15 protein-coding genes are annotated in these 19,164 nt (G+C 65.0%); 6 read left to right on the forward strand and 9 right to left on the reverse strand.

The genetic code is table 11. The annotated features are described in order from the left end of the window. Nucleotides 1-26 precede the first annotated feature (26 nt). Nucleotides 27-860 (reverse strand): chorismate mutase, encoded by an 834-nt coding sequence (locus tag BIWAKO_RS05120; protein ID WP_069877619.1) that lies wholly within the window; start codon nt 858-860, stop codon nt 27-29. 179 nt (nt 861-1,039) lie between these two features. Between BIWAKO_RS05120 and metX the strand changes: the two genes are divergently transcribed. After that, the gene (gene metX / locus BIWAKO_RS05125; RefSeq protein WP_069877620.1) at nt 1,040-2,209 is read left to right on the forward strand and encodes a homoserine O-acetyltransferase MetX; all 1,170 of its coding nucleotides are present in this window, start codon (nt 1,040-1,042) and stop codon (nt 2,207-2,209) included. Between the two features lie 4 nt (nt 2,210-2,213). After that, nucleotides 2,214-2,837: a methionine biosynthesis protein MetW gene (gene metW / locus BIWAKO_RS05130; RefSeq protein WP_176733266.1), complete on the forward strand. Its 624-nt coding sequence runs from the start codon at nt 2,214-2,216 to the stop codon at nt 2,835-2,837. 150 nt (nt 2,838-2,987) lie between these two features. Here metW and clpB read toward each other — a convergent pair whose 3' ends face one another. Next, the gene (clpB, locus tag BIWAKO_RS05135) at nt 2,988-5,609 is read right to left on the reverse strand and encodes an ATP-dependent chaperone ClpB (protein ID WP_069877622.1); all 2,622 of its coding nucleotides are present in this window, start codon (nt 5,607-5,609) and stop codon (nt 2,988-2,990) included. A gap of 173 nt (nt 5,610-5,782) precedes the next feature. Here clpB and BIWAKO_RS05140 point away from each other — a divergent pair, with 173 nt between their 5' ends. Together BIWAKO_RS05140 and BIWAKO_RS05145 are read left to right on the forward strand one after the other, a co-directional pair. Further along, nucleotides 5,783-6,106 (forward strand): DUF2293 domain-containing protein, encoded by a 324-nt coding sequence (locus tag BIWAKO_RS05140; RefSeq protein WP_069877623.1) that lies wholly within the window; start codon nt 5,783-5,785, stop codon nt 6,104-6,106. Nucleotides 6,107-6,205: 99 nt separating this feature from the next. Next, nucleotides 6,206-6,997 carry an MOSC domain-containing protein gene (locus tag BIWAKO_RS05145; protein WP_069877624.1) on the forward strand — a complete coding sequence of 264 codons (792 nt, stop codon included), beginning with the start codon at nt 6,206-6,208 and terminating at the stop codon, nt 6,995-6,997. Between the two features lie 57 nt (nt 6,998-7,054). Here BIWAKO_RS05145 and BIWAKO_RS05150 read toward each other — a convergent pair whose 3' ends face one another. The 6 genes from BIWAKO_RS05150 to otsA form a co-directional block, all read right to left on the reverse strand. Beyond that, nucleotides 7,055-8,080, reverse strand: coding sequence for a DUF4167 domain-containing protein (locus BIWAKO_RS05150; RefSeq protein ID WP_069877625.1), 1,026 nt, complete (start codon nt 8,078-8,080; stop codon nt 7,055-7,057). A gap of 396 nt (nt 8,081-8,476) precedes the next feature. Further along, on the reverse strand, nt 8,477-9,316 hold the full coding sequence (prmC, locus tag BIWAKO_RS05155) for a peptide chain release factor N(5)-glutamine methyltransferase (protein ID WP_141740332.1): 840 nt from the start codon (nt 9,314-9,316) through the stop codon (nt 8,477-8,479). 85 nt (nt 9,317-9,401) lie between these two features. Then, complete coding sequence (locus BIWAKO_RS05160) at nt 9,402-9,647, reverse strand: hypothetical protein (RefSeq protein ID WP_141739992.1); 246 nt, start codon at nt 9,645-9,647, stop codon at nt 9,402-9,404. A 60-nt stretch (nt 9,648-9,707) separates the two neighbouring features. Further along, nucleotides 9,708-10,793 carry a peptide chain release factor 1 gene (prfA, locus tag BIWAKO_RS05165; RefSeq protein WP_069877627.1) on the reverse strand — a complete coding sequence of 362 codons (1,086 nt, stop codon included), beginning with the start codon at nt 10,791-10,793 and terminating at the stop codon, nt 9,708-9,710. Between the two features lie 51 nt (nt 10,794-10,844). Continuing rightward, nucleotides 10,845-13,112 carry a phosphoenolpyruvate--protein phosphotransferase gene (gene ptsP / locus BIWAKO_RS05170; RefSeq protein WP_069877628.1) on the reverse strand — a complete coding sequence of 756 codons (2,268 nt, stop codon included), beginning with the start codon at nt 13,110-13,112 and terminating at the stop codon, nt 10,845-10,847. Between the two features lie 181 nt (nt 13,113-13,293). Continuing rightward, nucleotides 13,294-14,853, reverse strand: a complete 1,560-nt coding sequence (gene otsA / locus BIWAKO_RS05175; protein ID WP_069877629.1) for an alpha,alpha-trehalose-phosphate synthase (UDP-forming) — start codon at nt 14,851-14,853, stop codon at nt 13,294-13,296. Between the two features lie 283 nt (nt 14,854-15,136). Between otsA and otsB the strand changes: the two genes are divergently transcribed. After that, nucleotides 15,137-15,931, forward strand: a complete 795-nt coding sequence (gene otsB, locus BIWAKO_RS05180) for a trehalose-phosphatase (RefSeq protein WP_371331831.1) — start codon at nt 15,137-15,139, stop codon at nt 15,929-15,931. A gap of 2 nt (nt 15,932-15,933) precedes the next feature. Continuing rightward, nucleotides 15,934-17,775 (forward strand): glycoside hydrolase family 15 protein, encoded by a 1,842-nt coding sequence (locus BIWAKO_RS05185; protein WP_069877630.1) that lies wholly within the window; start codon nt 15,934-15,936, stop codon nt 17,773-17,775. 154 nt (nt 17,776-17,929) lie between these two features. Here BIWAKO_RS05185 and BIWAKO_RS05190 read toward each other — a convergent pair whose 3' ends face one another. Beyond that, the gene (locus BIWAKO_RS05190) at nt 17,930-19,138 is read right to left on the reverse strand and encodes a M20 family metallopeptidase (protein WP_069882187.1); all 1,209 of its coding nucleotides are present in this window, start codon (nt 19,136-19,138) and stop codon (nt 17,930-17,932) included. Nucleotides 19,139-19,164 lie beyond the last annotated feature (26 nt).

Raw genomic sequence — 19,164 nt, forward strand, 5'->3', positions numbered from 1 at the left:
ACCTTGTCAGGGGAATGAGATGGAAATCAGCGGGCTGGCTTGACGGCAAAACGGGCGGCGTGGCTGCCGATTTCGGCGAACTCGCTCAGGCCGGCTGGCTCAAGCGCGGCACGGATCGCGCTCTGCTCGACTTCTCCCGAAGCAGCGACCAGCAGCGAAAGATGCGAACCGTCGGCGGCGCTGGCCGAGACCTCGGCGAGATGCTGGGCGAGGCCGGCACGCAACGCCTCCGACCAGCGCTCAACCCTGGCGGCATAGAGCACGATCTCGCGCACGGCCGCATCCGCGAGCGGCTTGGCGATGCAGTAGACCGGCGTGCCTGCGGGATGGTCAGGTCGCTCGATGAAGGGCAGGCGGGCGATGATCTTCGGCCGCTCAGGACCGATGAGATCGCGCCACCAGACGCCGGCGCTGGCACCGAGATCCATCCGGAAGATGCCGAGATCGCCAGCCGACTCGGCAACGGCGGCGATCACCGCGCGCGCATGCTCATGAGTGATGAAGGGCACGGTGAAGCCGAAATGGAACCGCGCGGAATCGCGCATCGCCGCATCGCCGCCCGAGACATCGGCATGGACGGCGTAATTCGCCTGAACATAGGTGAAGGTCGCGATGATGATGCGCCAGATGCCCTCGACGGTGTCGAGCGGCAGCAGGCCCTTATGACGCAGCGCCAGCCGCTTCATCATGTCGGCCTCGCGGCCGGGCCGGAACGCCGAACCCGACACCTGCGTCTTCTTCACGGCGATCAGCGTCTCAATGATCTGCGAGCGCTCCATCAAGAGCGCATGCATCTCACTGTCGATGCGGTCGATCTCACCGCGCAGATCGGCAAGGGTGGTCGGAGCAATTTCGGTCATGGCGTGATCTTGGCGCGTGAGGCGACGGACGCGCGTCTCTTAGACCTCAAGCCCGCGCTTAGCAAAGCCAGCTTCGCGCGAGGCCGCGTTGACAGCGCGCCTGCGGCACGCCATCGGTAAGTTCGATCTTTCGAACGAGCCGACCGGCAAGACAAATCAGCCTGTCAAAGCGGACGACGATGCGCGACGAAATCCTGAGCCTTGCAGACCCGCTGAAGGAAGCGAACGATCCCTCGAGCCCGGTCGTCCGGTTCGATGCAGCCACGCCGCTGGTGATGGATTGCGGTGTGGTGCTCGACAGCTGGCAAATTGCCTACCAGACCTATGGCGAACTCAATGCGGCCAAGTCGAATGCCGTCCTCGTCTGTCATGCCCTGACAGGTGACCAGCATGTCGCCAGCCGCAACCCGATCACCGGCAAGGGCGGCTGGTGGACGGCGATGATCGGCCCCGGCAAACCGATCGATACCGACCGCTTCTTCGTGATCTGCGCCAATGTCGTCGGCGGCTGCACCGGCACGACGGGCCCGGCCTCGACCAATCCGGAGACCGGAAAGCCCTGGGGCCTCGGATTCCCTATGGTAACGATCCGCGACATGGTCAGGGCCCAGGCGCATCTGGTCGATGCACTCGGCATCGAGTCGCTGTTCTGCGTCGCCGGCGGCTCGATGGGCGGCATGCAGGTGCTGGAATGGGCGGCGAGCTATCCCGGGCGCGTCTTCTCGGCGCTGCCGCTGGCGACCTCCGCCAAGCACTCGGCCCAGAACATCGCCTTCCACGAAGTCGGCCGCCAGGCGGTGATGGCCGATCCGGACTGGCGCGGCGGGCGCTATCTCGAAGAAGGCACGCGCCCGTCCAAAGGCCTCTCGGTGGCGCGCATGGGTGCGCATATCACCTATCTGTCGGAACCTGCTCTGCACCGGAAATTCGGTCGCAAACTGCAGGATCGCGAGGCGCCGACCTTCTCCTTCGATGCCGATTTCCAGGTCGAAAGCTACCTGCGGCACCAGGGCCTGAGCTTCGTCGAACGCTTCGACGCCAATTCCTATCTCTATGTGACGCGCGCGATGGATTATTTCGACATCGCCGCCGATCATGACGGCGTGCTCGCCAAGGCTTTCACGGGCACGAAGACGCGCTTCTGCGTCGCCTCCTTCACCTCGGACTGGTTGTTCCCGACCGCGGATTCGCGCGCCGTCGTTCATGCGCTCAATGCTGCCGGCGCCTCGGTCTCCTTCGTCGAACTCGAAAGCGACAAGGGCCATGACGCCTTCCTGCTGGAGGAGCCGAACCTGTTCGCGACCACGCGCGGCTTCATCAATGCGGCAGCTCGGGCAAGAGGGTTGTGAGGCCATGGCGCTGAGCGAGACCTATACCAATCGTATCGACCTCAAGCTCGTCGCCGAGATGGTGACGCCCGGCACGCGCGTGCTCGATGTCGGCTGCGGCGACGGCGAATTGCTGGCCCTGCTGGCCGAGACGCGCCAGGTCGACGCACGCGGAATCGAACTGTCCCGCGAAGGTGTCGCCGGTTGCGTCGCGCGGGGGTTGTCGGTGATCCAGGGCGACGCCGATACCGACCTCGCCGACTATCCCGATGATTCCTTCGACTACGTCATCCTCTCCCAGACGATCCAGGCGACGCGCAATCCGCGCCTGGTACTGGAACACATGCTGCGGATCGGCCGCCGCGCCATCATCTCCTTCCCGAATTTCGGGCATTGGCGCATGCGCAGCCAGATCTTCTTCCGCGGCCAGATGCCGGTGACCGATGCCCTGCCCTATTCCTGGTGGGACACCCCGAACATCCATTTCTGCACGATCCGCGACTTCGTGACCCTGTGCGAGGTCGTCGGCGCACAGAAGGAGCGCGCGGTTGCGCTCGATGCTGCCGGCGGCAAGGTCGGCGTCAGCGCGCCCTGGTGGTTCTGGAATCTGTTTGGTGCCCAGGCGGTCTTCCTGCTGAAGCGAGGCTGAGCTTTCCCGCTTGATTCCGGGGGTAACGCGACGACCGTCGGATCGGCCCAGCCGTGAAACGAGAAAAGGGCGCTTGCGCGCCCCTTCCCTGATCCGGCTCACGGCAACCGGCACCTTCTCCCCCGGAGGGGAGAAAGAAGACATCCCGACCTAGTTCAGCGGTACGCCCTCAGGACGCCTTTCGCGCGTCACGCTGACATCGCCCAGCATCAGCCCGGTCGGCCCGACGGTGACCTTCACCGTCTCGCCATCGGTGACCTTGCCGGCGAGCAGCAACTCCGCCAGCGGATCCTGCACCGTCTTCTGGATCACGCGCTTCAGCGGACGTGCGCCATAGGCGGGATCGTAGCCCTTGTCGGCCAGCCAGGCGCGAGCGTCCTCGGAGAGATCGAGCACGATCTTGCGGTCGGTCAGCAGCCTTGCGAGCCGTGCCAGCTGGATATCGACGATCGCCCCCATATCCGCCCGCTTCAGGCGATGGAACAGGATGATGTCGTCGATGCGGTTCAGGAACTCAGGCCGGAAGGCCTGCCTGACCACGCCCATGACATCGTCACGCACGGCGTCGCTGTCCTGCCCTTCGGGCTGGTTCACCAGGAACTCCGAACCGAGATTCGAGGTCATGATGATCAGCACGTTGCGGAAATCGACCGTGCGGCCCTGGCCGTCCGTCAGGCGGCCATCGTCGAGCACCTGCAGGAGCACGTTGAAGACGTCCGGATGGGCCTTCTCGACCTCGTCGAAGAGGACGACCTGGTAGGGCCGGCGCCGTACGGCTTCGGTCAGTGCTCCGCCCTCCTCGTAACCGACATAGCCGGGAGGCGCGCCGATCAGACGCGAGACCGAGTGCTTCTCCATGTATTCCGACATGTCGAGGCGCACCATCGCCGTATCGTCGTCGAACAGGAACGACGCCAGCGCCTTGGTAAGCTCGGTCTTGCCGACACCGGTGGGGCCGAGGAACATGAAGGAGCCGATCGGCCGGTTCGGGTCCTGCAGGCCGGCACGGGCACGCCGCACGGCTGTCGAGACCGCTTCCACCGCCTCGCGCTGGCCGACGACGCGCGCCGCGAGCACCTCCTCCATCCGGAGCAGCTTGTCCTTCTCGCCCTCGAGCATGCGATCGACCGGCACGCCCGTCCAGCGGCTGACGACCTGCGCAACGTGGTCTGGCGTCACCGCCTCTTCCACCATGCCGGAGGTATCGCCGATCGCCTCGACCTCGGCGAGCTGCTTCTCCAATTGCGGGATCTCGCCATAGGCGAGCTCGCCTGCACGCTGATACTCGCCCTTGCGCTGCGCCTGGGCCAGTTCGTTGCGGGCATTGTCGAGCTTGGTCTTGATCTCCGCCGCCTGGCCGAGCTTGTCCTTCTCCGCCTTCCAGCGGGCCGTGATCGTGGCCGAACGCGTTTCAAGATCGGCGAGCTCGGATTCCAGCCGCTTCAACCGCTCCTTCGAGCCGCTGTCGCTCTCCTTCTTGAGAGCCTCCTGCTCGATGCGCAGGCGCACGATCTCGCGGTCGATCGAATCCAGCTCCTCGGGCTTCGAATCGACCTGCATGCGCAGGCGCGCCGAAGCCTCGTCGACAAGGTCGATCGCCTTGTCGGGCAGGAAGCGGTCGGTGATGTAGCGGTTCGACAGGGTCGCGGCCGAGACAAGCGCGGAGTCCGTGATGCGGACCCGGTGATGCTGCTCGTATTTCTCCTTGAGGCCGCGCAGGATCGAGACCGTATCCTCGACCGTCGGCTCGTCGACAAAGACGGGCTGGAAGCGGCGTGCGAGCGCGGCGTCCTTCTCGACATATTTGCGGTACTCGTCGAGCGTGGTCGCGCCGACGCAGTGCAGCTCGCCGCGCGCGAGCGCCGGCTTCAGCAGGTTCGAGGCATCCATGGCGCCGTCCGTCTTGCCGGCACCGACCAGGGTATGCATCTCGTCGATGAACAGGATGACGCCGCCATCGGAGCTGGAGACCTCGTTGAGCACCGCCTTCAGGCGCTCCTCGAACTCGCCACGATATTTCGCACCGGCGATGAGCGAGCCCATGTCGAGAGCAAGCAGTTCCTTGTCCTTCAGGCTCTCCGGCACGTCACCATTGACGATGCGCAGCGCGAGGCCCTCGGCGATGGCGGTCTTGCCGACGCCGGGCTCGCCGATCAGGACGGGATTGTTCTTGGTGCGGCGGCTCAGCACCTGGATGGTACGGCGGATCTCCTCGTCGCGGCCAATGACCGGGTCGAGCTTGCCCTCGCGGGCAGCAGCGGTGAGATCCCGCGCATATTTCTTCAGCGCGTCATAAGCCTGCTCGGCAGAGGCCGAGTCCGCGGTGCGGCCCTTGCGGATCGCCTCGATCGCAGCATTCAGCGCCTGCGGCGTCACGCCGGCCTTGGCCAGCGCCTTGCCGGCCTCGGTTTCCTTCTCGACCGCGAGCGCCAGAAGAAGGCGCTCGACCGTGACGAAGGAATCGCCGGCCTTGTCCGCAGCCTTTTCCGCCGTATCGAAGACACGGGCGAGGCCTGGCGTCAGATGCAGGCCGCTGGCGCCACCACCGCTGACCTTGGGCAGCTTTGCGAGCGCCGCGTCGGTCAGTTGCAAGGCAAGCTTCGACTGGCCGCCCGACCGATCGATCAGGCCGGCTGCCATGCCCTCGCTGTCATCAAGCAGCGCTTTCAAAAGGTGTTCGGGCGTAAACTGCTGGTGTCCGTCGCGCAGCGCAATCGTCTGCGCCGCCTGCAGGAAACCCTTCGCCCTGTCGGTGTATTTCTCAATGTTCATATCGTCACTCCGCCCGCCGGCACGCCCCGTGGCGACGCATCCGGCTGCCTTTCGTCAGGATAGGGCTCCCGAGGGACACCCTTCGCAACCAAAGATAGTGTGACATCCGCGCAACGGAAGGGCCCCCCTCGCGAATGATTGACGACGCCCTTCGGACAGGCTCAGCCTTGGCTATGGCGGGAACAAGGCGACAGCAGGCGATTCGCAAAGCGTTGAGGGCGCTGGCCCCCGGCATTCCACTTGCGGATGCCGAAGCAGTCCTGGCACTCGCCGAGCGCCGCCACATGAAGGATCTGCCGCCCTCGACGGCGCTCTGGCTCGCTCTCGGCAGCCATGTCCGCCACGTTCATACCGATTACGAGCGGCTTCTGGCGGAAGGGTACGACCGCGACGCGGCGCGCTTCTTCGTCGTCGAGGACACCGAAGCGGTGCTCTCCGCCTGGGGCTGCCAGCGCTCCGTGGACGAGAACGAAGAGGCCGAGGCCGAGGAGGCCTGAAGTCAATCTGATCGAACCGATGCAAGGATTTGATCGGTCCGGCCTCGCAGAACCCGCTATATCACCCCTGCCCGATCAGCCAGCGGACCGAAAACCTCCATGCGCGTCGCCTCGCTCTATCGCTATCCCGTCAAGGGTCTCTCGCCCGAACCCGTACAATCGGCTTCGCTGAGCACCGGGGGCTTTTTTCCTGGAGACCGGCTTTTCGCCATCGAGAACGGCCCTTCCGGCTTCGACCCGGCCGCGCCCGTCCATCAGCCGAAGATCAAGTATCTGATGCTGATGCGCAATGAATCGCTGGCACGGCTGCAGACGCGCTATGACGACGAAGGCCGCGCGCTTGTCATCAGGCAGGACGGACGCGAGACCTTGCGGGCCGACATGACGACGGAGGACGGCCGCGCGGCCCTGACGGCCTTCTTCGAGCGCTTCATGCCGGACGAGTTGCGCGGCAAGCCGCAATTGCTCACCGCCCCGCAAAGCTATCGCTTCATGGATTCGCGCTCGGGGTACATGTCGATCATCAACCTCGCCAGCGTCGCGGATCTCGGCAACCACCTTGGCACCAGGCTCGATCCGCTGCGCTTCCGCGGCAATGTCATGGTCGAGGGACTGGCCGCCTGGGCGGAGAACGACCTGGTCGGGCAGGAGCTGTCCACGGCGTCGGGGCTGCGCCTGCGTGTGATCAAGCGAATCGAACGCTGCGCGGCGACCAATGTCGACCCGCAGACCGGAGCCCGCGATCTCCAGATCCCGAAGGCGTTGATGAAGACCTATGGCCATGTCGACTGCGGAATCTACTGCGAGATTCTGAGCAGCGGCACGCTGACCGCTGGCACGCATATCGAGATCCGGGCCCCGCAGACCACGCTCGACCTCGGCGTCGCCTGAGCCAAAAAAAACAGGGGCCCGCCGGGCCCCTGTCATGTCCGGTCAAACCGGAGTGTCTTACTCGGCAGCGCTATCGGTTTCCGAACCCAGCGCGTCCATGACTTCACGTGGCGAGCGGCGGCGGCGCGTACGCTTCGGCGCGGCAGTTTCTTCGCCGGCCGGCGCTTCGGCAGGAGCAGCAGCAGCCTCGACCGGTGCCGCAACGGGCTCCTCGGCGACGGCGATCGGAACCCTGACCGGATTGGTCAGGAAGGACGGAAGCGAAGCAGCGACATCGTTCGCCTCGCCTTCAGGCTCGACCTCCCGGCGCGGACGACGCTCCGCCCGCTCGGGACGCGGCCCGCGCTCCGGCCGATCGCCGCGCTCGAAGCGACGCTCGCCCTGGCTCTGGGCCGGGGCGTTCTCGCCCTGCTCGGCAGAAGCCGGCTGCTCGGAACGCGGCGCGAAGCCGCTGGGCTGGCCGTTCTGCCCGCCCTCGGGACGGTCGAACCGGCGCTCACCACGATCGGGGCCACGGTCCTGGCGATCATTGCGATCGAATCGACGGTTGTTGCGATCGTTGTTGCGATCGTTGAAGCGATCGGTGCGGGGCGGGCGGTCGAAGCGTTGGCCGTTGTTCTGCTGGCCATCCTGGCCCTCGCCATCCTGGCGGGGGGCAGCATTCTGGCCATACCCGTTACCGTTCACGCCTCCCTGAGCCTGATGCCGCAGCTCAGGCTGAGGCGAGCCCTGCGGGAAGGCAGCGTTCTCGTCGCCCTCACCCTCATCGTCACCATCGTCGCCCTCCTCACCAAAGGCGCGATTCGGCGGGAAGCTATGGCCGTATTGCTGGGCCATCTGCTCCTGCGCCGCAAGAAGGATGCGGTAGTAGTGCTCAGCGTGCTGGAAATAGTTCTCAGCTGCGACCGGATCGCCCGACGACTGGGCATCGCGCGCCAGCTGCAAGTACTTCTCCGCGACATGCTGAGCGGTACCACGAACTTTGACGTCCGGCCCGTTCGACTCGTAGCTGCGCTGCAACGGGTTGGGCGACTTTCGATTGCCGTTGTTGTTATTGTTATTGTTGTTGTTACGGCCGCGCATACGCCGGTTCTGACCTGGTCTCATTCGCGTCTATCTCGCGCTCTGTCTGTTCAAAGCAACCGGGTCACTGTCATACGCGTACCGGCACGCGGCGGGTTGCGGCGCCGTGCCGGAGGGAGTCGACCTGAAGGGGCAATGCGCCGTTCTTGGTCTTCACGCGCTCGTTTCCAAAAGGGGCGGTAACTCGCCCCATGAGCCGAATGGCACATCCATGCCTTCGGAATTCCGATCTTGCTTTGTCAGTTCCGTCAAACTTCGGACGTGTCCGGAGGCAAACCCTCGTCAATCAGGAGGAGGCTGCCCTAGGCTCGGCGCTGACGACACCAGCTTCGGCTGGTATCTGCATAGCGGCTTTTGCGTTCGGTTCCAAGCAAATTCGCACAATCCCTGTGCGTATCAGGTTGAGCGGGAGAAGATCAGTGCGCGCTCGTGTCCGCCGAGATCCTTGCGCGCTCCGTGATACCGGAACCCCTCGGCCCGCATCATGGCGGCGACATCCGGCTCCTGCCCGGCACCGATCTCGAAAATCACGATGCCGCCCGGCGCCAGAAACGGCGCCAGTTCGCGTGCAAAGTGTCGATACGGAACGAGCCCATCGATTCCGCCATCCAGCGCCAGGAGCGGATCATAGGCGCGCACACCCACATCCAACCCGGGAATCTCATCGCCCGGAATATAGGGCGGATTGGAGACGATCAGATCGAAGCGCCCCTCAAGGCCCTTCACCCAGTCGCCTTCTCGAAACGCCGCGCGGTCACCGACGCCATTTGCAAGGGCATTTGCGGCGGCGACCTTGCAGGCCTCTCCCGACAGGTCGATGCCCAGCCCCCTGGCCTGCCTGAACTCACTCAGGATCGCGATGAGCAGGCAGCCCGTACCAGTCCCGAGATCCAGTATCGACAACGCGTCCCCGCGCCTCTCGCGCAGGGTATCGAGCGCGGCCTCGACGATCGTCTCGGTATCGGGGCGTGGCTCCAGCGTCGCCGGCGAGAGCTTGAAGCTCAGCCCCCAGAATTCCCGCTCGCCGAGGATGCGCCAGACAGGTTCGCCTGCCAGCCGCCGCACGGCGTAGCCATCCAGATCCGCGGCGGCCCGATCACCGAGCAGAGCATCGTCCTTTGCGCCCCCGGCCCCAGTCACGGCTTCAACGAGAAGACGCGCATCAAGAACCGGCGTATCGCCCCCCGCAGCGCGAAGACGAGCCGCAAGCTGTCGCCGCGCCTCCCGGATGGTCAGCGCGCCGACAGCTTGCGGCGAAGGCGTTACGGCGTCGCCACCGCTCTGCAGTGGCGACGTCACTGGGCTGGTGCTCGCATCTATATCAATTGCCCTGCATCTTCTGGCCCACGCAATTCTTCATCTTCTGATTGATTGAAGCCTTGCTCTCGCGCGCTCCGCGCATTTCCTGCGAACATGCTTTGCGCGCCTGCGACTGCGTCATCGCATTCTGCAGGGGCGCGGGCTGTCCTTGGACGACGCGACCAAAGGTCTGGTTCTGGGCTTCAGCGGCACCTGCGGTAGCCAGCGCCATCAGACCGGTCATCGCAATTACTGAAACAAGTTTCATGGTTTCCTCCAGCCTGTTTTCACGTCGATACGGAAACAACGCCAGTCCACGAAAAAGGTTTCACGCCCCGCTTTGCGCTGCAAGCAATGTCGCCTGGCGCTCCGCAGTAAGGGCATCGATGATCTCGTCGAGCGCCAGCCCCTGCATCATCTCGTCGAGCTTGTAGAGCGTCAGGTTGATGCGGTGGTCCGTCACGCGACCCTGCGGGAAATTATAGGTACGGATCCGCTCGGACCGGTCACCGGAGCCGATCTGCGAGCGTCGGTCCGCCGCGCGTTCGGCGTCGGCCTTCATCCGCTCCATGTCGTAGAGCCGGGCGCGCATCAACTCGAAGGCGCGCGCCTTGTTCTTGTGCTGCGAGCGCTCGTCCTGGACCACGACCACGATCCCGCTCGGAATATGGGTCAGGCGGACGGCCGATTCGGTCTTGTTGACGTGCTGGCCGCCGGCGCCCCCGGCACGCATCGTGTCGATGCGCAGATCGTTGTCATTAAGCGCGACATCGACCTCCGTCGCCAAAGGCAGCATCGCCACCGTCGCGGCCGAAGTATGAATGCGGCCGCTCGCCTCGGTATCCGGCACGCGCTGCACGCGGTGAACCCCGGATTCAAACTTCAGCTTGGCATAGACGCCCCGGCCCGCGATCTCCGCGATGACTTCCTTGTAGCCACCAACCGTGCCTTCACTCTCCGAGATGATGTCGACGCTCCAGCCCTTCTGCGAGGCGTAGCGCTGATACATCCGCAGCAGGTCCCCGGCGAAGAGCGAGGCCTCGTCACCGCCGGTGCCGGCCCGGATTTCCAGAATGACGCCGCGTTCGTCGGCGGCATCCTTCGGCAGGAGAGCGACCAGGATTTCGCGGGCCCGCGCGTCAATCTCGATTCGAGCGGAGTCGCGCTCCTCATAGGCGAGATCGCGAAAGTCGCTGTCGGTCGCCGGATCGTCGATCAGCGCCTGCGCTTCGTCGAGGGAGGCCTGCGCATTGCGCCAGGCGGCAATCGCGGCAACGACGGGCTCGAGCTCCGCCAGTTCCTTGGCGAGCTCCACCGTACGCACGGCATCGGTCGAACGGTTGATCTCGTCGGTCGCAACAGCGTGGCGTGCGACGATGCCGTCGAGACGGTCTTGAGGGAGCTGAAGGGACATCAGGAACTCGGAAACACTGTTTGGGGACCGGTGAAGCGGGCGTCAGTCTCGCTAGACCGGCACTTTCAATTCAGTCGCCAGTGCCGAAAGCTGCGAACGCAGGCTCGATGCACCTTCGGAAGAGGCAAGCATCCAATCCATACGCTCGCGCAACTTCCTGACGTCAAGGGCGCGCAGCATCGCCTTGACCGGCCCGAACGACGCCGCCGACATCGAGAAGGAGCGATAACCCAGGCCGATCAGCGCCATCGTCTCCAGCGGCTTGCCACCCATCTCACCGCAGACCGAGACCGGGCAACCTGCCTCGCCCGCAGCCTCGACGATCGTACGCAGTGCGCGGAGCGCTGCAACGCAAAGCGGATCGAAGCGCTCGGACACCCGTCGGTTCTCACGATCGGCCGCGAACAGGAACTGCATCAGGTCATTGGTGCCGATCGACAGGAAGTCGGCCTCGCGCGAGATTTCTGCCAGTTCGAACAGCAGCGATGGCACTTCGACCATGACGCCGAGCTCGAGATTGGTGGGCGCCGGACGCTCCTGCTTCTCCATCATGGCGAGTTCGCGGCGCACGATGAAGCGCGCGCGCAGGAACTCGTCCACGGTCGCGACCATGGGCAGCATGATGCGCATGTCCTGGCCGGCTCCGGCCCGCAGCATCGCCCTGATCTGGCCGCGCAGCAGGCGCGGCTTGTCGAGGCCGATCCGGATCGCGCGCCACCCGAGCGCCGGATTCTCTTCCTCGACGCGCTCCATATAGGGCAGCACCTTGTCGCCGCCGATATCGAGCGTCCGGAAGACCACCGGCCGACCCTGCGCCGCCTTGAGCACAGCCCCGTAGAGCGCTTGCTGCTCGGTCGTCGTCGGCATGTGCTGAGCGACCATGAATTGCAGTTCGGTGCGAAACAGCCCGATCCCTGCGGCGGCGGTCTCGTCGAGACTGTGCATGTCGACCAGAAGGCCGGCATTGATCTGGAGGTTGATCTCGACCCCGTCCTTGGTGACGGCCGGCAGATCCTTGAGCTTGCGGTACTGTTCCTGCTTGCGGGCGCGCAGGCGGGCCTTGTCCTTGTAAGCGTTCTCGACATCCGGCTGCGGACGGATCTGCACCTCGCCAGCCTGGCCGTCGACGATGACCGCGTCGCCTGCCTGGATCAGCGCGGTTGCGTTGACGATCTCGCCGACAGCCGGAATGCCAAGCGCCCGCGCCACGATGGCGATGTGGCTCGTCGGCCCGCCTTCCTCAAGGATGAGCCCGCGCAAACGGACCCGGTCATAATCGAGCAGGGCCGCCGGCCCCATCGAGCGGGCGATCAGGATGGCGTTCTCGGGCAGTTTCTCGTGTGCGACGCCATTCGCCTTGCCCATCAGGGTTCGCAGCAGCCGATTGGCGAGATCGTCGAGATCGTGCAGCCGCTCCCTGAGATAGGGGTCGGTCTGGCGCAGCATCTTGGCGCGGGTGTCGGATTGCACACGCTCGACCGCCGCCTCGGCGGTGAGGCCGGTCATCACCACCTCGCGCATGCGCCTGAGCCAACCCTGGTCATGGGCGAACATGCGGAAGGTTTCGAGGACGTCGCGGTGCTCACCGGTGTGAGCCACGTCGCCGCGCTCGATCAGTTCGTCGATCGCGGTGCGCATCTCGGCGATGGCGGCCTCGAGGCGCTTGACCTCGCGGGCGGGATTCTCGGCGATCAGATTGGTGATCGCGACCCGGGGTTCGTGGAGGACGGCGTGGCCGAGCCCGACACCATCCGCCAGCTTGACGCCGACGCCATGGATCGGTCGGTCGAGGCCGATCATGCTGCCGGGCGGCGCCAGCGATTTCAGCCCGCCGGCCGCGATCATCTCCGCCATGATCATGGCGGTGGTCTGCAGCGTCTCGATCTCTTCCTCGTTGTAGAGACGCGACGCGCGGTTCTGGATGACGAGGACGCCCATGACGGCGCCGCCTCGCAGGATCGGGACGCCGAGGAAGGAATGGTAGATCTCTTCGCCCGTCTCCGGACGATAGGAGAAGGCCGGGTGCGACTGCGCGTCGGACAGGGCGAGAGGCTCGGCCTCGCTCGCGATCAAGCCAACGAGCCCCTCGTCGGCGCGCATCCGGGTCAGGTGCACCGCCTCGCGATTCAGGCCCTCTGTCGCGTAGAGTTCAAGCGAACCGTCCTCGAGCAGGACATAGACGGAACAGACTTCCGCGACCAGATTGCCGGCGATCAGGACGACAAGCCGATCCAGCCGCTCTTGCGGGCTGACGGGCGCTGCCATGACCTCACGGAGACGGCGCAGCAGAACGCCCGGACCTCCGAGAGCGCCTCGCATCAAATCGGCCCTCCGCCCGCCTCCTCAGACATCGTTGCCGATGCCGCTCGCAGACCTGATACCTGGCTCCGGATGAGTCGGCAGCATGCCCCGGTTCTTGTCGCCTTCTAGCGAGCGAAAGGAGTGTTCGGCAAGGGCCGCCGTTACAACCCCGAGGTGAAATCGGCGGCAGTGCTTCTCATTAATGCGGCAAGCGCCCATTTCCAGCCGCGATTTGTGACAGATCCGACAATGTCGGAACGGTCGTTGCGGCGCCGCTTGCGGATTTGGCTGGAGCCCGCGAAGTTGCCGGTCGCTGCTTGGGTCCGGTCGCCGGCTTGGCGCGAACCGCCCGCTTGGCCGCTGGGCGCGTCACCGGAAACCCGGCTTCGCCCTCGGAGAGCGCGGCAAGATAGGTCTCGGTCCACCAGCCGATATCGGTTGCGGCGATGGTGGCGTAGAGCTTCTCGAAACGCCGGATTCGTTCTGGCTTCGGCATAACCAGCGCCTGCTGGATCGCCTCCGACATTTCCGAGAGATCGTAGGGATTGACGATCAGAGCGTCCTTCATCTGCCGCGCCGCCCCTGCAAAGCGCGAGAGGACCAGCACGCCGGGATCGGCGGGATCCTGCGCCGCGATGTATTCCTTGGCGACCAGATTCATGCCGTCGCGCATCGGCGTGACCAGCCCGACTTGGGCACGGCGATAGAAGCCGGCCAGGACATTGCGGGAATAGGCCTTCTTGACCACGCGGATCGGCGTCCAGTCGAATTCGCCCAGCGCCGCGTTGATCCGCCCGGCCGTCTCGTCCGACTGGCGATCGAGTTCGGCATATTCAGGAACATCCGAGCGGGAGGGTGGCGCGATCTGCAGCATGCCGACACGGCCGCGCTGCTCGGGATTTTCCAGCAGGAAGCGCTCGAAGGCCTCCAGGCGCTGGACGATTCCCTTGGAGTAATCCAGGCGATCGACGCCGATGACCAACTTGCGGTCGCCAAAGGCCTCCGTCGCGCGCCGGATCGATACCGCGGTCGTACGCGCGGAACTCGTCGCAAGCTTGCGAAAGCCCTCGACATCGATGCCGATCGGGAAGGGTTTGACCTGGATCGAACGCCGACCGAGGCGAACCCCGTCGCCATCGGCCTTTGCGCCGCAGAGATTGACCAGTCCGCTCACCACATTGCGCGCATCGATTTCGGTCTGCAGCCCTACGAGGTCATAGGCGCCGACCGTCTTCATCAGGGTGATGCTGGAGGGCAGGGCGCCAAAGACCTCGGAGGGCGGCCAGGGGATGTGGTGGAAATAGCCGATCCGGTTCTTCACCCCGAGCCGCCGAAGTTCCGCAGCCAAGGGGATCAGATGATAATCGTGAACCCAGATCAGGTCGTCCGGCCGCAACATCGCGACGAGCGCCTTGGCAAAGCGGCGATTGACGGCGAGATAGCCCGCATAGTCGGCTCGCGAAAACTCGGTCAGACCGAGGCGGTAATGCATGTTCGGCCAAAGGGCGCGGTTCGAGAAGCCGAGATAATAGGTCTGCCGCTCCTCTTCGCTCAGATCGGTCACCGCATAGGTCACCTTGCCGCGCTGGAGCGTCCGCACCGCGCGGGTCTTCTCTTCGCTGACATGCCCGCTCCAGCCGAACCAGAGCCCGCCATGCTTCTCCAACGCCTCACGTAACGCCACGGCCAGACCGCCAGCGGCGACCTTCTCGCTGCGATCGGGAATGGTGACGCGATTGGAAACGATGACGAGACGCATGTCCGGGAATACTCCGATCAGCCGGCTGCCCGAATTTCGACACCGGAAGCGGGAACAGAACGCGCCGGCGCACGTAATGTTTCCCAGGGGCTTCGGATATCAGATGGCGAAGCCGCGTCAGGCTCGCGTTGAAATCATGATGACTGTGGCAAAGTGAAAGCAGAATGTGGCAAGTTCACTAGCATCCGCCCATCGCGCGGATGATGCAAGAACCCTCGCTCAGGCATCGGACAGCTCACCTGTCGTTCTTTCGCCCGTTTCGTCACGCAAACAGAACGAGATGATGGAACTGATCGAATCGGAATCTACCAACGAATCCCGCGACTTCACCAAGATGGCGAAGCAGGTCGCTCTGTTTCTCGATTTTGACGGAACGCTGGTCGAAATTGCGCCGATGCCCGACGAGGTCAAACTCGACAGGCAACTCGCGCCGGCGCTCGATACGTTGCGCTCGGCGCTGGGCGGAGCGTTGGCGCTTGTCTCCGGGCGTCCGATCCCCGACCTCGACGGGTTTCTCGCCCCCTATCACTTCGACATCGCCGGCCTTCATGGCGCACAGATCCGCCTCGCGGGAGCCATCCGCAGCCAGGCGGATGCTCCCGAAGCCCTGCGCGAAGCGCTGCGGGAGCTCATCCGTTTCGCAAACAGCCATGTCGGCATCCTCGTGGAGGACAAACGGATCTCGGCCGCCCTGCACTGGCGTCTGGCGCCGCAACTCCAGGATGAAGCCCTCGCGCTGGTCAGGAAGCTTGCCGCCGGAATGGGCCCGTCCGTGCGCTTGCAGGAAGGCAAGTCGGTCGCCGAGCTGGTCCCGGCCGGTGCCAGCAAGGGCAACGCCATTTCCTGGCTGATGCGGGAAGCACCCTATAGCGGCCGGACACCGGTCTTCATCGGCGACGACATTACCGACGAGGCGGGCTTTGCCACGGTGAACGCGCTGGGCGGCCTGTCGATCCGCATCGGTGCGGGCGAGACCTGTGCCGGCCGGCGCCTCGCCTCCCCGACAGCGCTCCGCACCATCCTGCTCGCTGCCGCAGAAAGCGGCAGCCTGACGACCGACGCTTTCTGCCAAGGCTGATCATGACCGTAGAAACCTCCACCACGGCGCGGCATTCCGCCTCGCTCGATCTCGGCGTGATCGGCAATTGCTCGATCGCCGCACTCATCGACCGGCGCGCCCATATCGTCTGGGGCTGCTTTCCCCGCTTCGACCGCGACCCGGTTTTCTGTTCGCTGATCGACAACAAACCCGATGATGGCGACGCCATGCCCGAGAAGGGCGTGTTCGCGATCGAGCTCGTCGGCATGACCCGGTGCGAACAGAGCTATCTCGACAACACCGCGATCCTCTCCTCCGTCCTGTCCGACGACCAGGGCAACGCCATCGAGATTCTCGATTTCGCACCGCGTTTCGTGCGCTACGAGCGTTCCTTCCGGCCGCCGCTGCTGGTGCGGCGCGTGCGCCGGCTTTCGGGCCGGCCGCGTATCCGGGTCGTGCTGAAGCCATGTCTCGGCCTCGGCGAACTGCCGGACGAGATCACCCGCGGCTCCAACCATGTCCGCTATGTCGGCGCGGACCAGACGATCCGGCTGACGACGGATGCGCCGATCTCCTATGTGATGGACAGCGTCCCCTTCGCGGTCGACCGGACCTTCTCCTTCTTCATCGGCTCAGACGAGGCATTGCGCGCCGAGATCGAGACGACCGCGCGCGAGTTCCTGGACAAGACGACGGATTACTGGCGCGACTGGGTGCGCTCCCTCTCCATCCCCTTCGAGTGGCAGCAGGAGGTCATTCGCGCCTCGATCACGCTGAAGCTTTGCAGTTTCGAGGAGAGCGGCGCCATCGTCGCCGCGCTGACCACCTCGATTCCGGAAGCTCCCGGCACCCAGCGCAACTGGGACTACCGCTTCTGCTGGCTGCGCGACGCCTATTTCGTCGTGCATGCGCTCAATCGGCTGGGCACGACGCGGACGATGGAGGATTATCTCGGCTTCATCACCAATATCGTCGACACCTTCTCCGAGAGCGGTGCGGAGCATCTGCCGCCGCTCTACCCGATCACGCGCGGCGGCGCGCTGACCGAATTCGAGGTGCCGAACCTGTCAGGCTATCGCGGGCACCAGCCGGTGCGCGTCGGCAACGGCGCTGCGACGCAAATCCAGAACGACGGCTACGGCGCCGTGGTGCTCGCGGCGACGCATTCCTTCTTCGACCGCCGCCTGATCCAGCCCGGCAAGGACGCGCTCTTCGGGCAGCTCGAACGCATGGGCGAGCTCGCGATCGCCGTCTTCGACAAGCCCGATGCCGGCCCGTGGGAGCTGCGCGAGAGGCAGGTCGTGCATTCCTTCTCCAGCGTGATGTGCTGGGCGGCCTGCGACCGGCTCGCACGCATCGCCGGCACGCTCGGGCGCACGGACCGCAAGGACTATTGGCGGGCCGAGGCCAAACGCCTCAAGAGCGTCATCACCGACCAGATCTGGAATCAGGAGAAGGGCACCTTCGTCTCGACCTTCGGCGGTAGCGATCTCGACGCTACCCTGCTGCTGATCGCGGAGCTCGGCTTCGTAAAGGCCGAGGATCCACGCTATATTGCAACTGTCGAGACCATCGGCCGCGAACTCGGCCGCGGCGACCTTCTGCTGCGCTACGGCACACAGGACGATTTCGGCTTCATGCATACCGGCTTCCTGATCTGCGCCTTCTGGTATGTCGACGCGCTGCATGCGATCGGCCGGCGCGACGAAGCCAAGGACCTGTTCTGCCGCATCTTGAAACGGCGCAACAGCTTTGGCCTGCTTTCGGAGGATGCCGATCTCGAAACCGGCGAGCTCTGGGGCAATTTTCCGCAGACCTATTCCATGGTCGGGCTCATCAACTCGGCGATGCGGCTCAGCCGAAATTGGGAAGAGGCGTTCTGAGGGTGCACTGAAACCATGGGGCCATTCCCGCCATCGACGCTCGCCCCAGGAGCGAGCATCGATGCCGTTGCGTCGCCGCCCTGTCAGCAGCGGTTCGACCGGCGGATGGTCGGCACGCGGCCGCGCATCCGCGCCGGGGCAATCCGCCCGGACCTCACTCCATGCGCGCAGCCGTGCGCATCACGGCAAGCGCCAGCACCTGCGCGGCCGGCACGATGCTCTCGACTTCGAGGAATTCGTCGGGAGTGTGCGCCATTCCGCCGATCGGGCCGACAGAGCACAGCGTCGGGCAACCCTGCGCCGCAGTGAAACCGGAATCCGCGCAGCCGCCGGTAAACTCGGCGCTGACGCTGATCCCGAAGCTCGCGGCGGCATCACGATAGGTATCGTAGAGGGCAACGGCCTCAGGGGTTCGCTCCAGCGGCACGAACTCGCCCTTGATCGTCAGTTTCGCACTCGAGCCTTCAACGATGGGGGTCTCGATGATGCCGCGGATCGCGCTGACCAGTTCATCGCGCTGAGCGGCCGTGACATAGCGCAGATCGATTTCGCACCAGGCATGGGGAGCGACCGTGTTGACGGTCTGGCCGCCGCCGATCAGCCCGACATTGACGGTGACGCCTCGTTCGAGGTCGGTCAGTCCCTGCAGCTTCGGGATCTTGTGGCCGAGGTCGACAATGGCCGAGACGCCCTTCTCGTAATTTGCGCCGGAATGGGCGGCCTTGCCGACGAATTCGGCACGCATGAAGACGCCGCCCTTGCGGCCGCTGGTGATCGACTGCTTGTGATCGCGCAGAAACTCGGTGCCGGGTGGCAGCCGGCTCGGCTCGGCGTTGAAGACACAGCGCGATTCACGCGCCGCCGCCTCGATGATCGGGCGTGAAGAGGGCGAAGCGATTTCCTCGTCGCTCGTCGTCAGCATGGTGAGCGGAGCGGAAAGCCCACCGCATTCGGCAAAGGCGGCGGCGACGAAGGCCTCGATGACGAGACCAGCCTTCATGTCGGCGACACCGGGACCATAGGCCCGGCCTGCCTTGATGGTGAAGGGTCGGCGCGTCGGCTCGCCCTCAGGGAAGACGGTGTCGCGATGTCCCAGCAACAGCACCGGGCGCTGGTCGTTGGCGGCCGGGTTCGGCAGTCGCGCCTTGACGGCATCGCCGTAGCGGGCATCCGGGATGATCTCGACGCTGAGCCCGTTCGCTTCGTGGAACCGGGCGAGCACCTGCCCTGCCCTGTCGACGCCCGGCTTGTCATAGGAGCCGGAGTCAGTGTCGACCATCTCGCGCAGGAGCGCGACCATCGCGTCCTTGCGGCTGGCAAGCCACGCCGTCACCTTGGCTTCGTCGGGGGTCAACTCACTCATGGCCTGCGCTCTCTTGGTTCCGAATG

The organism is Bosea sp. BIWAKO-01 (assembly GCF_001748145.1).
Lineage (GTDB): Bacteria > Pseudomonadota > Alphaproteobacteria > Rhizobiales > Beijerinckiaceae > Allobosea.

Bases quoted from the DNA above. Each gene is read 5' to 3' on its own strand.
- clpB (WP_069877622.1), bottom strand. From the start codon at position 5,609: ATGAACATTGAGAAATACACCGACAGGGCGAAGGGTTTCCTGCAGGCG.
- BIWAKO_RS05160 (WP_141739992.1), bottom strand. From the start codon at position 9,647: ATGAAACTTGTTTCAGTAATTGCGATGACCGGTCTGATGGCGCTGGCT.
- BIWAKO_RS05150 (WP_069877625.1), bottom strand. From the start codon at position 8,080: ATGCGCGGCCGTAACAACAACAATAACAATAACAACAACGGCAATCGA.
- BIWAKO_RS05190 (WP_069882187.1), bottom strand. From the start codon at position 19,138: ATGAGTGAGTTGACCCCCGACGAAGCCAAGGTGACGGCGTGGCTTGCC.
- metX (WP_069877620.1), top strand. From the start codon at position 1,040: ATGCGCGACGAAATCCTGAGCCTTGCAGACCCGCTGAAGGAAGCGAAC.
- BIWAKO_RS05140 (WP_069877623.1), top strand. From the start codon at position 5,783: ATGGCGGGAACAAGGCGACAGCAGGCGATTCGCAAAGCGTTGAGGGCG.
- BIWAKO_RS05185 (WP_069877630.1), top strand. From the start codon at position 15,934: ATGACCGTAGAAACCTCCACCACGGCGCGGCATTCCGCCTCGCTCGAT.
- otsB (WP_371331831.1), top strand. From the start codon at position 15,137: ATGGAACTGATCGAATCGGAATCTACCAACGAATCCCGCGACTTCACC.
- prfA (WP_069877627.1), bottom strand. From the start codon at position 10,793: ATGTCCCTTCAGCTCCCTCAAGACCGTCTCGACGGCATCGTCGCACGC.
- otsA (WP_069877629.1), bottom strand. From the start codon at position 14,853: ATGCGTCTCGTCATCGTTTCCAATCGCGTCACCATTCCCGATCGCAGC.
- BIWAKO_RS05120 (WP_069877619.1), bottom strand. From the start codon at position 860: ATGACCGAAATTGCTCCGACCACCCTTGCCGATCTGCGCGGTGAGATC.
- BIWAKO_RS05145 (WP_069877624.1), top strand. From the start codon at position 6,206: ATGCGCGTCGCCTCGCTCTATCGCTATCCCGTCAAGGGTCTCTCGCCC.
- metW (WP_176733266.1), top strand. From the start codon at position 2,214: ATGGCGCTGAGCGAGACCTATACCAATCGTATCGACCTCAAGCTCGTC.
- ptsP (WP_069877628.1), bottom strand. From the start codon at position 13,112: ATGCGAGGCGCTCTCGGAGGTCCGGGCGTTCTGCTGCGCCGTCTCCGT.